Source organism: Streptomyces sp. NPDC007901 (genome assembly GCF_042959465.1).
Classification (GTDB): domain Bacteria; phylum Actinomycetota; class Actinomycetes; order Streptomycetales; family Streptomycetaceae; genus Streptomyces.
The window spans coordinates 1,193,054-1,207,197 of record NZ_JBIBKW010000001.1; the positions used below are offsets into that span (position 1 = coordinate 1,193,054).

Here is a 14,144-nt window from a genome sequence, read left to right on the forward strand (position 1 = left end):
GGCCGCCGAGGGTCTCACCGCTTCCCCCACCGATAAACCAACTCCGGCCTCCCCACCTGCCCGTACAGCGGACTCCGCCCGGCCCGGCCCGCCTCCACCAGATGCTCCAGATAGCGCCGGGCCGTGATGCGGGAGATGCCCACGCTCTCTGCCAGGGCCGCGGCGGTCAGGCCCTCCTTCGACTCGCGCAGGGCGATGGTGACGCGTTCCAGGGTCGGGGCGCTGAGGCCCTTCGGGAGTGCCGCAGGGGTAGGGGCGCGAAGGGCGGCCAGGGCACGGTCCACCTCGTCCTGGCCGCTGGCCTCGCCCACCGCCGCGCGGAATTCCGAGTAGCGGATGAGGCGGTCGCGGAGGGTGGCGAAGGTGAAGGGTTTGAGGACGTACTGGACGACGCCGAGCGAGACGCCTTCCCGGACCACGGCCAGGTCCCGGGCGGAGGTCACCGCTATGACGTCCGCCTGGTGCCCTGCCGCGCGCAGGGAGCGGGCGAACTGGAGGCCGTGGACGTCCGGCAGGTGGAGGTCCAGGAGCAGCAGGTCGACCGGGGTGCGGTCGAGGATGCGGCGGGCCTCCGCTCCGGTGTGCGCCTTGCCCACCGCCACGAATCCCGGGACCCGTCCGACGTAGAGGACATGGGCGTCCGCGGCCACCGGGTCGTCCTCGACCACCAGGACCCGAATCGGCTCGGCCATCACACGTCACCCCCGACCGCCGCCGCCCGCAGCGGCAACCGCACCTCGAACACCGCGCCGCCCTCCGCCGCCTCCGTCACGGTCAGGGTTCCGTCCAGCCGTGCCACCGCCTGCCGGACCAGTGCCAGTCCCAGGCCCCGCCCGCCGGGGCCGGCCGGCTTCGTCGAGAAGCCGCGCTGGAAGACCAACTCGGCGTGGGCGGGGTCGACCCCCGCACCCGTGTCCGTCACCCTCATCACCAGTTCGGCGTCGTCGTCCGCGTACGCGGTGACCGTCACACGCGCCCGTACCGTTCCCTGGGCCGCGTCCACCGCGTTGTCGATCAGGTTGCCGAGGATGGTGACCAGATCGCGCGCCGACAGGCTCTCCGGTAGCAAACCGTCATCCAGCCGGCTCTCGTCCGAGACCACCAGCTCCACGCCCCGCTCGTTCGCCTGGGCGGTCTTGCCCAGCAGCAGGGCGGCGAGGACCGGTTCGCTGACGGCGGCCACCACCTGGTCCGTCAGCGCCTGCGCCAGCTCCAGCTCGGCCGTGGCGAAGTCGACGGCCTCCGAAGCCCGCCCGAGTTCGATCAGGGAGACGACCGTGTGGAGGCGGTTCGCGGCCTCGTGGGCCTGCGAGCGCAGTGCCTGGGTGAAGCCGCGTTCCGAGTCCAACTCGCCCATGAGGGATTGGAGTTCGGTGACGTCGCGGAGGGTTGCGACCGTGCCGCGGCGCTCGCCGCCCGAGACCGGCGAGGTGTTCACCACCAGGACCCGGTCCGCCGTCAGGTGCACTTCGTCGACCCGGGGCTCGGAGGCCAGCAGCGCACCCGTCAGGGGTGCCGGCAGGCCCAGCTCGGCCACCGAACGGCCCACCACGTCCCCCTCCGAGCCCACGCCCAGCAGTTCCTGCCCGCCGTCGTTGATCAGCGCCACCCTGTACTGCCCGTCCAGCATCAGCAGCCCCTCGCGCACCGCGTGCAGCGCCGCCTCGTGGTAGTCGTGCATCCGGCTCAGCTCGGCCGCGTTCATGCCGTGGGTGTGGCGGCGCAGGCGGGCGTTGATGACGTAGGTGCCGACCGCGCCCAGGACCAGGGCTCCGGCCGCCACTCCCAGCAGCGCCGTGACCTGCTCCTGGACCCGCCGGCTGATCGCCTCCACCTTGATGCCGGCGCTCACCAGGCCGATCACCCGGCCGTTCTCGTTCACCGGGGTCACCGTGCGCACCGACACACCGAGGGTGCCCTTGTAGGTCTCGCTGTAGGTGTGGCCCAGCTGGGCGGCCTCGATGTGACCCAGATAGTGCTTGCCGATCTCGTTCTTGTCGGGGTGGGTCCAGCGGATCCCGCCCGGGCTCATGATCGTGACGAAGTCGACCTCGGTGCCGCGCATGACCTGGAGGGCGTACGGCTGCAGCCGGGCCGACGGGTCGCGGGTGTGGATCGCCGAGCGGACCGACGGCGAGTCCGCGACCGACCGGGCCACCGCCGTCGTCTGCCGGGTCGCCGCCTCCTCCGCCTGGTGACGGTCGCTGACGTAGGTGAACAGCGCGTAACCGGCGACCAGCACCGCTATCAGCACGGCCTGCATGGCGAACAGCTGGCCGGCGAGGCTGCGGGGGCGGGGGACGGACGGGAAGCGCATGTCAGCAGTGTGCCTCCCGGGTTACGTGCGAACTAAATGAACGGAAGGGTGACCGCCCTCACAGAACGGGAGATAGTCACGGCATCCCCCACATCCCCCGGACGTGAGCCGCACGCCGGTCGTAACGACGATGACGTCAAGGAGGCGAGCCGTGATGACGACGCCTACGGCCCCAGCCGCACCCACCGTGAAGAGAGACCGCACCCACTACCTCTATATCGCGGTGATCGCCGCGGTGGCGCTCGGTATCGTCGTGGGGCTCATCTGGCCCGACGCCGGCGTCGAGCTCAAGCCCCTCGGTACCGGATTCGTCAATCTGATCAAGATGATGATCTCGCCGATCATCTTCTGCACGATCGTGCTCGGGATCGGGTCCGTACGGAAGGCCGCCAAGGTCGGCGCCGTCGGCGGTATCGCGCTCGGCTACTTTCTGGTGATGTCGCTGGTGGCGCTCTCCATCGGCCTCGTCGTCGGCAACATCCTGCACCCCGGTGACGGGCTGCACCTCACCGAGGCCCTCAAGGCCACCGGGCACAGCCAGGTGGACTCCGAGGCGCTCGGCCCGGTCGACTTCGTGCTGTCGATCATCCCGACGACCTTCGTCTCCGCCTTCACCGAGGGCCAGGTGCTGCAGACGCTGCTCATCGCGCTGCTCGCCGGGTTCGCGCTGCAGGCCATGGGATCGGTGGGCCAGCCGGTGCTGCGCGGTGTCGAGCACATCCAGCGGCTCGTCTTCCGCATCCTCGGCATGATCATGTGGGCCGCGCCGATCGGCGCCTTCGGTGCGATCGCCGCCGTCGTCGGCTCCGCCGGGCTCGACGCGCTCAAGAGTCTCGCCGTGCTGATGCTCGGCTTCTACGTGACCTGTGTGCTCTTCGTCTTCGTGGTGCTCGGCGCGCTGCTGCGGATCGTCGCCGGACTGAACATCTTCACGCTGTTCAAGTACCTCGCCCGGGAGTTCCTGCTGATCCTGTCCACCTCCTCCTCCGAGTCCGCGCTGCCGCGGCTCATCGCGAAGATGGAGCACCTGGGCGTCAGCAAGGCCGTGGTCGGCATCACCGTCCCGACCGGCTACTCCTTCAACCTCGACGGCACCATGATCTACATGACCATGGCCTCGCTGTACATCGCCGACGCCCTCGGGACGCCGATGTCGATCAGCGAGCAGATCCCGCTGCTGCTCTTCCTGCTGCTGGCCTCCAAGGGCGCCGCGGGCGTCAGCGGCGCCGGTCTGGCCACGCTGGCCGGCGGTCTGCAGTCGCACAAGCCCGCGCTGGTCGACGGAGTCGGCCTGATCGTCGGCATCGACCGCTTCATGAGCGAGGCCCGCGCCCTGACGAACTTCGCGGGCAACTCCGTCGCCACCGTCCTGATCGGTACCTGGACGAAGGACATCGACAAGGCGCGGGTGCAGCAGGTGCTCGCGGGCGAGCTGCCCTTCGACGAGACGACGCTGCTGGACGAGGGCCGGAGCACCACGCCCGAACTGCCCGAGCAGCGCGAGGAGCTGGCCAAGGCGTAGGGCTCCCGAATACCACCGGGCGTCCGGCCCGGCCTGAACCCGGGCCGGCCGTCCGGTCACCGCTCTCCGGGCGGCTGAGAACTCCCCCGTTGCTCAGCCGCCCGGAGGCATGTCCACCGGCAGTGCCCTCCCGCCCGCTTGCCGGCCGTATCCACTAACGTGCCGTTCCTGTTCCACCGGAACACGAACGGCACGTCCGCAGGGAGGCACGGGGGATGAAGATCGACTGGGATCGGCGGCACTGCGCGCGCAAGGGACATGTGACCTACGCCCCGGACGACCCGCGGCTGCGGGTGCGGCTGCACGCGCAGACCGCGGTCGGGGACGTGTGGCGCTGTCTGCGCTGCGGGGACTTCGTGCTCGGTGAGCCGCACGGCTCGGGGCCGGCGGAGGACGCCCCGCTGGTGCCGCGCGGGAAGGTGCTGCGGGACCTGTTCATCCTGCGCTTCCTCGCGATCGAGCGGGCCGTGCGCGGGGTGTTCATCGTGCTGGTCGCGGTCGCGGTGTGGAAGTTCTCCAACAGCCAGGACGCGGTGCGCCGGCTGTTCAACGAGTACCTGGACACCTTCCGGCCGGTCTTCCGGCACTTCCACTACGACCTCGACCACTCACCGGTCGTCGGTTCCATACAGAAGGCCTTCGGCTACAAGCACTCCACGCTGCTGCTGGTGGCGGGACTGCTGCTGGCGTACGCGCTGATCGAACTCGTCGAGGCGGTCGGCCTCTGGTACGCCAAGCGCTGGGCGGAATACCTGACCGTGGTCGCCACGGCCGCCTTTCTGCCGCTGGAGATCTACGAGCTCACCGAGAAAGTCAGCTATCTGAAGATCGCCACTCTGGTGCTGAACATCCTCGCGGTGCTCTATATCGCCCTCGCCAAGCGGCTGTTCGGGCTGCGCGGCGGGCGCCGGGCCTTCGAGGAGGAGCGGCACAGCGCCTCGCTGCTGGAGGTCGAGGAATCCGCGGGGGTCGAGCCGAGCTTGCGTTGACGTCGGCGTCAAGTCGTACGGTCGTGGACATGCGAATCGGCGAGCTGGCCGCACGGGCCGGGACCACCACGCGCACCCTGCGGTACTACGAGGCGCGCGGGCTGCTGCCCGCGCGGCGTTCCGAGAACGGTCACCGGACGTACGACGAGAGCGATCTGAGGCTGCTCACGCAGATCCGGACGCTGCAGGACTTCGGGTTCGAGCTGGAGGAGACCCGGCCGTTCGTGGAGTGCCTGCGGGCCGGGCATCCGGAGGGCGACACCTGCCCCGCCTCGCTCGCGGTCTACCGGCGCAAGCTGGCGGAGCTGGACGCGCTGATCGGCGAGTTGCAGGCCGTGCGGGCGACCGTCGGGGCCCAGCTGGTGCGGGCCGAGCGGGCACGGGACGAATTGGCCGCCGAGGCGCTGGTTCCGGGGGGTCCGGAGCCGACCTGCGAACTGGGAGGGTCCAGGCGATGATCAAGGCGGCGGGTGTGACCGAGGTGACGGACGCGGACTTCGCGGCGGAGGTGATCGGGGCGGAACTGCCGGTGCTGGTGGAGTTCACCGCCGACTGGTGCCCGCCGTGCCGGCAGATGGGGCCGGTGCTCACCGCGCTCGCGCAGGAGGAGGGCCACCGGCTGAAGGTGGTGCAGCTGGACGTGGACACCAACCCGGAGACGACGAACGCCTACAAGGTGCTGTCGATGCCGACGTTCATGGTGTTCCAGGGTGGTGAGCCGGTGAAGGCGATGGTGGGTGCCCGGCCCAGGCGGCGGCTGCTGGAGGAGCTGTCCGACGTACTGGACTGAACCGACCGCTTATACGAAGAATCCCCCGGGCAATTGCGCTCGGGGGATTTCTTTGCGTATATTCAAGAGTTCGCGACTTCAAGACGATGATGAAATCGCTCGAGGCGCGAAGAAGTTCAGTGGGCACAGTATATCCGGGCGGGAGCGGAATTGTCAAACACCGAATTTCCAGACGATGAATTGCGACACGAGCAGGAATTCATCGACGGACTGTACGCACGGGTGGACGCCCTGCGCGGCGACACCGAGGACTCGGTCGCGGACGCCCTCGCCCTCGGCGACAAGCCGATGCAGGCCCGCCTGGAGCGGGACATCCTGGTCGCCGAGCGCTCCGGGCTGCTCGCCGCACTGAACGCCGTGGACGGCTCGCTGTGCTTCGGCCGCATCGACCTCACCTCCGGCACCAAGCACCACATCGGGCGGATCGGGCTGCGGCTGGACGACACCGAGCGCACCCCGGTCCTCGTCGACTGGCGTGCCGAGGTCGCCCGCCCCTTCTACCTGGCCACCGGCCACACCCCGATGGGCCTGCGCCGCCGCCGGCACATCGCCACCGACGGCCGCCGGGTCGCCGCCCTGCACGACGAGATCCTCGACCTCGGCGACCGGGAGCGCACCGGGCACGAGGACCCGTCCGGCGACGCGGTGCTGCTCGCCGCCCTCAACTCGGCCCGCACCGGCCGGATGAACGACATCGTGCAGACCATCCAGGCCGAGCAGGACGAGATCATCCGCGCGCCCCACCGGGGGGTCCTGGTGGTCGAGGGCGGCCCGGGGACCGGAAAGACGGCGGTCGCGCTGCACCGCGCCGCCTTCCTCCTCTACGAACACCGCGAACTGCTCGCCAAGCGTGCCGTCCTGATCGTCGGCCCCAACCCCGCCTTTCTCGGCTACATCGGCGAGGTGCTGCCCTCGCTCGGCGAGACGGGTGTGCTGCTGGCGACGGTCGGCGAACTGTTCCCGGGCGTCAGGGCGACGGCGGCCGACAGCCCCGAGGCGGCCGCCGTGAAGGGCCGCGCAGACATGGCCGACGTGCTGGCCGCCGTCGTACGCGACCGGCAGGCGCTGCCCGACCCGGTCGTCACGATCGAGCACGACCGCGAGGTGCTGATGCTCGACGACGGCCTGGTGAACATGGCCCGGGAGCGCACCCGCGCCGCCCGGCTCCCGCACAACGTGGCCCGCGAGTACTTCGAGGGCCACATCCTCAACACCCTCACCGAGCTCTACGCCGAGCGGGTCGGCACCGACCCCTTCGACGGCAGCAGCCTGCTCGACGCCTCCGACATCACCCAGATCCGCGACGAACTCGCCGAGAACCCCGAGGTCTGGTCCGCCGTCGACCAGCTGTGGCCGCTGCTCACCCCGCGGAGCCTGGTCGCCGACTTCCTCGCCGCCCCCGAGGCGTACGTCAGCGCCGAGGACGCGGCCGCGATCCGCCGCCCGGTGACCCGGGCCTGGACGGTCTCGGACGTCCCCCTCCTGGACGAGGCGGCCGAACTGCTCGGCGTCGACGAGCGGGTCGCCCGGGCACGGGCGGAACGCGAGCGCGAGACCCAGATCGCCTACGCCCAGGGCGTCCTCGACGTCTCCTACGCCTCCCGGACCTACGAGTTCGAGGACAAGGAGGACGGGGACCCCGAGGCCTCCGAGGTGCTGTCCGCGCACGACATCATCGACGCCGAGCGCTTCGCCGAGCGCCAGGAGGAGGAGGACTTCCGCAGCGCGGCCGAGCGGGCGTCGGCCGACCGCACCTGGGCGTTCGGCCACATCATCGTCGACGAGGCGCAGGAACTCTCCCCGATGGCCTGGCGGCTGCTGATGAGGCGCAGCCCGACCCGCTCGATGACCCTGGTCGGAGACCCGGCCCAGACGGCGGAGGCGGCGGGCGTGGGTTCCTGGTCGGAGATCCTGCACCCCTATGTCGAGGACCGCTGGGACCACACGCGCCTCGGCGTCAACTACCGCACCCCGTCCGAGATCATGGACCTCGCGGCGGCCGTGGTCCGCGCGGAGAACCCGGACTTCGAGCCGCCGAGCTCGGTCCGCTCGACGGGCGTACGGCCGTGGATCCGGCGGGCGGCCGACGATCTCCCGAGCGCGGTCGCGAAGGCGGTCGTCGAACTCACCCCCGCCGAGGGCCGCCTCGCGGTGATCGCCCCGCGCGACCTGCACCGCTCCCTGGCCGCCCGCCTGGACGGCGTCACGGCCGGCGCCGAACCCGACCTCACCCACACGGTCGTCCTCCTCGACCCGCGCCAGGCCAAGGGTCTTGAGTTCGACTCCGTCCTGGTGGTGGAACCGGGACGGTACGGCACCAGCGACCTGTACGTGGCCCTGACCCGGGCGACCCAGCGACTGGGGGTGCTGCACACCGGCGGCCTGCCGGACGGGCTCAGGCAGGCCGCAGCCACACCGTAGCCAGTGGGGGCAGGGACAGGCGGATGCTCGTGGGGCGGCCGTGGGAGGGGTGGTGTTCCGGCTTCACCGGGTCGGGGTTGGTGACACCGCTGCCGCCGTAGCGGGCCGCGTCGGTGTTGAGGGTCTCGTGCCAGGCGGGGATCTCGTCCGGGACGCCCAGGCGGTAGTCGTGGCGGACCACGGGAGAGAGGTTGGCGACGGCGAGGAGCGGGGTGCCGTCGGCGTCGAGCCTCAGGAAGGCGAAGACGTCGTCCTCGGCCGCGTCGCCGGCCACCCACTGGAAGCCGCTCGGGTCGGTGTCCCGCTGCCAGAGGGCCGGGGTCGCGCCGTAGACCGTGTTGAGGTCGCGGACCAGGTCGCGCACGCCCCGGTGGTCGGCCTCGGCGCCGTAGCCGGGGTCGAGCAGCCACCAGTCCGGGCCGTGCGCCTCCGACCACTCCGCGCCCTGGGCGAACTCCTGCCCCATGAACAGGAGCTGCTTGCCGGGGTGGGCCCACATGAAGCCCAGGTACGCGCGGAGGTTGGCGCGCTGCTGCCACCAGTCGCCGGGCATCTTCGAGACCAGCGAGCGCTTGCCGTGCACGACCTCGTCGTGGGAGATGGGCAGGACGTAGTTCTCGCTGTACGCGTAGACCATCGAGAAGGTCATCTCGTGGTGGTGGTACTTGCGGTGCACCGGCTCGTGCTGCATGTACTCCAGCGAGTCGTGCATCCAGCCCATGTTCCACTTCAGGCCGAAGCCGAGACCGCCGGAGTCGGTGGGGCGGGTGACGCCCTCCCAGGCCGTCGACTCCTCGGCGATCGTGACGACACCCGGCGCCCGGCGGTAGACCGTCGCGTTCATCTCCTGCAGGAACGCGACCGCGTCCAGGTTCTCCCGGCCGCCGTGCTCGTTCGGCGTCCACTGGCCCGGCTCGCGCGAGTAGTCGAGGTAGAGCATCGAGGCGACCGCGTCCACCCGCAGCCCGTCGATGTGGAACTCCTCGCACCAGTACACCGCGTTGGCGACCAGGAAGTTGCGCACCTCGCGGCGGCCGAAGTCGAACTCCAGGGTGCCCCAGTCGGGGTGGGCGGCGCGGAGCGGGTCCGCGTGCTCGTACAGCGGGCGCCCGTCGAACTCGGCCAGCGCCCAGTCGTCGCGCGGGAAGTGCGCCGGCACCCAGTCCATCAGCACGCCGATGCCGGCCCGGTGCAAGGCGTCGACCAGGTACTTGAAGTCGTCGGGAGTGCCGAGGCGGGCCGTCGGCGCGTAGAAGCCGGTGACCTGGTAGCCCCAGGAGCCGCCGAAGGGGTGCTCGGCGACCGGCATCAGCTCCACGTGCGTGAAGCCCAGGTCCCGCACGTAGGCGGGCAGTTGCTCGGCCAGTTCGCGGTAGGTCAGGCCCGGGCGCCAGGACGGCAGGTGCACCTCGTAGACCGAGAAGGGGGACTCGTGGACGGGGGTGTCGCCCCGGTGGGCCATCCACTGCCCGTCGGTCCACTCGTGACGGGACGCCTCCACGATCGACGACGTGTCCGGCGGGGTCTGGGTACGGCGGGCCATCGGATCCGCCCGCAGGGTGCGCGAACCGTCCGGGCGGGTGATGTCGAACTTGTACAGCTCGCCCTCGCCGATGCCCGGCACGAACAGCTCCCAGACCCCGGAGGAGCCCAGCGAACGCATCGGATAGCCGGTGCCGTCCCAGAAGTTGAAGCCGCCGGCCAGCCGCACGCCCCGCGCGTTCGGCGCCCACACCGCGAACCGGGTGCCGGCGACGCCCTGGTGGGTCGTGGGGTGCGCGCCGAGCGCCTCCCACAGCCGCTCGTGCCGACCCTCGCCGATCAGATGGAGGTCCAGATCGCCCAGGGTGGGCAGGAAGCGGTACGCGTCCTCGGTCTCCTGGACCGTCCCGTCGTACTCCACGAGCAGCCGGTGGACCGGCACCTCGGTGAGGGGGAGCAGGGCGGAGAAGAAGCCGTCGCCGTCGTCGTGGAGTCCGGTGCGCAGATCCTCGCCGGCGACGACCGTCACCGCGCGGGCGTACGGGCGGAACGCGCGCACGGCGACCCCGCCCGGGACGGAGTGCGCGCCGAGGACCGCGTGCGGGTCGTGATGGGTGCCGTGCAGCAGCCGTTCGCGGTCGCCGTCGGCTACGGACACGGGGTTCTTGGAGGTCACGGACGCGTCTCCCGGGATCAGTTCGGGTCGGGGGTGGCCAGGCGGTGTACGGCCGACAGCGGTACGGGCAGCCAGTCGGGGCGGTGCCGGGCCTCGTAGACGACCTCGTAGACGGCCTTGTCGGTCTCGTAGGCCCGCAGCAGGACGGGATCGGTGCGCGGGTCGGTGCCGGTGATCTCGGCGTAGCCGGAACAGTAGGCCGCCCGGCAGCGGCGCGCCCAGCCGGGGTCGGCCGGGGTCACGGAGTGGGCCGCGTAGTCGAAGGAGCGCAGCATCCCGGCGATGTCCCGCACCGGCGGCTGCGGCATGCGGCGCTCGGCCAGCGGGCGGGCCGGCTCACCCTCGAAGTCGATCAGCGACCACTCGCCCGACGGCGAGCGCAGACACTGCCCCAGATGCAGATCGCCGTGCACCCGCTGTGCGGTCCAGGTACTGCCCTCGGCGGCCAGCTGGGCCGGCGCCCGGAAGGCGGACCGCAGCCCGTCCTCGTACGGCCGCAGCGCCGGCACCGCCTGCGCGGCCGCCTCCAGCCGCTCGACCATGCCCGCGACCTGCGACTCCAGCTGGCTGTGCCCGAGGGTGACGGTCGGCAGCGCCCGGGCCAGCGCGGTGTGCACCTCGGCGGTGGCCCGGCCCAGCGCCCGCGCCTCGGCCGTGAAGTCCTCGCCCTTGGCCAGCTCGCGCAGCGCCAGCTCCCAGCCGTCGGTCGCGCCGCGCACGAAGGGCTGGAGCACGGCCAGCACGTACGGTTCCCCGCCCAGCTCCGCCCGCAGCCAGGCGGTCGGGGCGGGCACCCGGGCGCAGCCCTCGCGGGCCAGCGCCAGGGGTATCTCCAGGTCGGGGTTGACGCCGGGCACCACCCGGCGCAACAGCTTCAGGATGAACGTATCTCCGTAGACGACCGAGGAGTTGGACTGCTCGCCGGTCATCAGCCGGGCCACCAGCCCGTCGCGTATCTCCTGGCCGGGGTCGCGCTCGAAGCGCAGCCCGCCGATGCGGGCCCGGGTGCGCAGGGCCTCCAGGAGCATCTCGGCGGGCCGGGGGTCGTACAGGGCGTCGTACACCGTGCGTCCGGCCAGCGGGCCGTCGGCCACATGTCCGATCAGCGCGGGCGCCAGCCGGGGCGGCAGCGCCTCGCGCACGCCTATGAGGAGCTGGTAGCAGTCGCCGGCCTCGGCGGGGGCGGGCGGCTGGTGGGCGCGGACCAGCAGATGGTGCAGGCCCACCCGGCTGTCCGACGGCAGCAGTTCGGTCTCGGCCACCATGGCGAAGCCCGTGACCGGGCGGCCCTTGCCGGCGAACCAGCGCTGCCGGGGCAGCCAGTCGCGCAGGAGCGGGTCGAGCGAGGCGAGCAGAGGGGGCGTGGAGGGGGTGACCGTTTCCGCCATGGCGGTACGTCCTTTCCCCGGATCGTCGGGGGCGTGAGTGATGCGTGCCCCGGGCGGGCCGGGGGAAACCGGGCCCGCCCGGGCTCTCGTCGATCGAGCTCTATTGGGCCGCGTCCGCGCGCAGCCGGAACCAGTAGAAGCCGTGCCCCGCCAGGGTCAGCAGATACGGCAGCTCGCCGACCGCCGGGAACCGCACCCCGCCGAACAGCTCCACCGGATGGCGTCCGTCGAAGCGCCGCAGGTCCAGCTCGGTGGGCTGGGCGAACCGGGAGAAGTTGTGCACACAGAGGACGAGATCGTCCTCGTACTCCCGCAGGAACGCGATCACCGCCGGGTTCGACGACTGGAGCTCGGTGTAGGACCCCAGTCCGAAGGCAGGATTCTGCTTGCGGATCTCGATCATGCGGCGGGTCCAGTGCAGCAGCGAGGAGGGCGACGACATGGACGCCTCGACGTTGGTGACCTGGTAGCCGTAGACGGGATCCATGATGGTCGGCAGGTACAGCCGCCCCGGGTCGGAGGAGGAGAAGCCGGCATTGCGGTCGGGGGTCCACTGCATGGGGGTGCGGACGGCGTCGCGGTCGCCGAGCCAGATGTTGTCGCCCATGCCGATCTCGTCGCCGTAGTAGAGGATCGGCGAGCCGGGGAGCGAGAGCAGCAGGGCGGTGAACAGCTCGATCTGGTTGCGGTCGTTGTCGAGGAGAGGGGCCAGCCGCCGCCTGATCCCGATGTTGGCGCGCATCCGTGGGTCCTTGGCGTACTCGGCCCACATGTAGTCGCGTTCCTCGTCGGTGACCATCTCCAGGGTCAGCTCGTCGTGGTTGCGCAGGAAGATGCCCCACTGGCAGCCGGACGGGATGGCCGGGGTCTTGGCGAGGATTTCCGAGACCGGGTAGCGGGACTCCCGGCGCACGGCCATGAAGATCCGTGGCATGACCGGGAAGTGGAACGCCATGTGGCACTCGTCCCCGCCCTTGGCGTAGTCGCCGAAGTAGTCGACCACGTCCTCCGGCCACTGGTTCGCCTCCGCCAGCAGCACCACGTCCGGGTACTGGGCGTCGATCTCCTTCCGGACCCGCTTCAGGAAGTCGTGGGTCGCGGGCAGGTTCTCGCAGTTGGTGCCCTCGCTCTGGTAGAGGTACGGCACCGCGTCCAGCCGGAAGCCGTCGATCCCCAGGTCCAGCCAGAAGCGGAGCGCGGAGAGGATCTCCTCCTGGACGGCCGGGTTCTCGTAGTTGAGGTCCGGCTGGTGGGAGAAGAAGCGGTGCCAGTAGTACTGCTTGCGGACCGGGTCGTAGGTCCAGTTGGAGACCTCGGTGTCGACGAAGATGATCCGCGCGTCCTGGTAGCGGTCGTCCTTGTCGTCCCACACGTAGTAGTCGCCGTACGGGCCGTTCCGGTCCTTGCGCGACTCCTGGAACCACGGGTGCTGGTCGCTGGTGTGGTTCATGACGAAGTCGATGATGACGCGCATGCCGCGCTGGTGGGCGGCGTCGACGAACTCCACGAAGTCGGCGAGGTCACCGAACTCGGGCAGCACGGCGGTGTAGTCGGAGACGTCGTAACCGCCGTCCCGCAGGGGGGACTTGAAGAAGGGCGGCAGCCAGAGGCAGTCGACGCCGAGCCACTGCAGGTAGTCGAGTTTCGCGGTCAGGCCCTTGAGGTCGCCGATGCCGTCGCCGTTGCTGTCCTGGAAGGAGCGCACCAGGACCTCGTAGAAGACGGCGCGTTTGAACCAGTCGGGGTCCCGGTCCTTGGCAGGCGTGTCCTCGAAGGTGTCCGGGACGGGTTCGTTGACGATCATTGTGTGGGTGACCCTCCGATCCGCGGGGACGGTCGCAGGACGGTGAGGATGTGCGCGGCCCGGTGACCCGGCTCCAGGCGCACATAGTTGGCCCTGCCCCAGTTGTAGGTTTCGCCGGTGAGCTCGTCGCGCACCGGTACCGACTCATGCCAGTTCAGGCCGAGTTGCGGCATGTCCAACGAGACCGTGGCCTCCTGGGTGTGGTGGGGGTCGAGGTTGACGACCACCAGAACCGTGTTCGATCCGCTCCGCTTGCTGTAGACGATCACCTCCTCCTTGTCGGCATGGTGGAAGTGGATGTCGCGCAGCTGCCGCAGGGCCGGGCTGCTGCGCCGCAGGGTGTTGAGCCGGGTGACGAGCGGGGCGATTCCCTCGGTGTCGGCCCGGGCCCAGTCGCGGGGCTTGAGCTGGTACTTCTCGGAGTCGAGGTACTCCTCGCCGCCTTCCCTGAGCGGGGTGTTCTCACAGAGTTCGTAGCCGCTGTAGATGCCCCAGGTGGGGGAGAGGGTGGCGGCGAGCACGGCGCGGGCCTCGAAGGCGGGTCGGCCGCCGTGCTGGAGGTAGGCGTGCAGGATGTCCGGGGTGTTCGCGAAGAAGTTCGGCCGCATGTAGGAGGCGGTCTCGGCGGCGAGTTCGGTCGCGTACTCGGTGAGTTCCTGCTTGGTGTTGCGCCAGGTGAAGTACGTGTACGACTGCTGGAAGCCGATCTGGGCGAGGGTGCGCATCATCGCGGGGCGGGTGAAGGCCTCGGCGAG

10 protein-coding genes and 1 pseudogene are annotated in these 14,144 nt (G+C 70.6%); 5 read left to right on the plus strand and 6 right to left on the minus strand.

Going from position 1 to position 14,144, the window contains the following annotated elements:
- Positions 1 to 14 precede the first annotated feature (14 nt).
- Positions 15 to 692, minus strand: a complete 678-nt coding sequence (locus ACFZDK_RS05735) for a response regulator (RefSeq protein WP_390970002.1) — start codon at positions 690 to 692, stop codon at positions 15 to 17.
- On the minus strand, positions 692 to 2,317 hold the full coding sequence (locus ACFZDK_RS05740; RefSeq protein ID WP_390970004.1) for an ATP-binding protein: 1,626 nt from the start codon (positions 2,315 to 2,317) through the stop codon (positions 692 to 694). Before ACFZDK_RS05740 ends, ACFZDK_RS05735 begins: the two co-directional genes overlap by 1 nt.
- Before the next feature lie 154 nt (positions 2,318 to 2,471).
- Between ACFZDK_RS05740 and ACFZDK_RS05745 the strand changes: the two genes are divergently transcribed.
- The 5 genes from ACFZDK_RS05745 to ACFZDK_RS05765 all read left to right on the plus strand — a co-directional run bounded on the left by ACFZDK_RS05745 (position 2,472) and on the right by ACFZDK_RS05765 (position 8,039).
- Positions 2,472 to 3,839, plus strand: coding sequence for a cation:dicarboxylate symporter family transporter (locus tag ACFZDK_RS05745; RefSeq protein ID WP_390970006.1), 1,368 nt, complete (start codon positions 2,472 to 2,474; stop codon positions 3,837 to 3,839).
- Positions 3,840 to 4,054: 215 nt separating this feature from the next.
- A complete protein-coding gene (locus tag ACFZDK_RS05750) occupies positions 4,055 to 4,828 on the plus strand; it encodes a DUF2127 domain-containing protein (RefSeq protein WP_390970008.1) in 774 nt (257 codons plus the stop codon).
- A 29-nt stretch (positions 4,829 to 4,857) separates the two neighbouring features.
- Positions 4,858 to 5,286 (plus strand): MerR family transcriptional regulator, encoded by a 429-nt coding sequence (locus tag ACFZDK_RS05755; protein WP_390970010.1) that lies wholly within the window; start codon positions 4,858 to 4,860, stop codon positions 5,284 to 5,286.
- Positions 5,283 to 5,618 carry a thioredoxin domain-containing protein gene (locus ACFZDK_RS05760; protein ID WP_390970011.1) on the plus strand — a complete coding sequence of 112 codons (336 nt, stop codon included), beginning with the start codon at positions 5,283 to 5,285 and terminating at the stop codon, positions 5,616 to 5,618. The genes ACFZDK_RS05755 and ACFZDK_RS05760 overlap by 4 nt, the downstream gene beginning before the upstream one ends.
- A 180-nt stretch (positions 5,619 to 5,798) precedes the next feature.
- Positions 5,799 to 8,039, plus strand: coding sequence for a HelD family protein (locus tag ACFZDK_RS05765; protein ID WP_390970013.1), 2,241 nt, complete (start codon positions 5,799 to 5,801; stop codon positions 8,037 to 8,039).
- Here ACFZDK_RS05765 and glgB read toward each other — a convergent pair.
- From glgB to ACFZDK_RS05785, 4 genes and pseudogenes are all read right to left on the minus strand, one after another.
- A complete protein-coding gene (glgB, locus tag ACFZDK_RS05770; protein ID WP_390970015.1) occupies positions 8,014 to 10,197 on the minus strand; it encodes a 1,4-alpha-glucan branching enzyme in 2,184 nt (727 codons plus the stop codon). The genes ACFZDK_RS05765 and glgB overlap by 26 nt on opposite strands.
- Positions 10,198 to 10,214: 17 nt before the next feature.
- Positions 10,215 to 11,585, minus strand: a complete 1,371-nt coding sequence (locus tag ACFZDK_RS05775; RefSeq protein ID WP_390970017.1) for a maltokinase — start codon at positions 11,583 to 11,585, stop codon at positions 10,215 to 10,217.
- A 100-nt stretch (positions 11,586 to 11,685) separates the two neighbouring features.
- Positions 11,686 to 13,389: a maltose alpha-D-glucosyltransferase gene (treS, locus tag ACFZDK_RS05780; protein ID WP_390970018.1), complete on the minus strand. Its 1,704-nt coding sequence runs from the start codon at positions 13,387 to 13,389 to the stop codon at positions 11,686 to 11,688.
- Positions 13,386 to 14,144, minus strand: a pseudogene (locus tag ACFZDK_RS05785) (alpha-1,4-glucan--maltose-1-phosphate maltosyltransferase); the annotation flags it as partial. The pseudogene ACFZDK_RS05785 and the gene treS, both read right to left, overlap by 4 nt.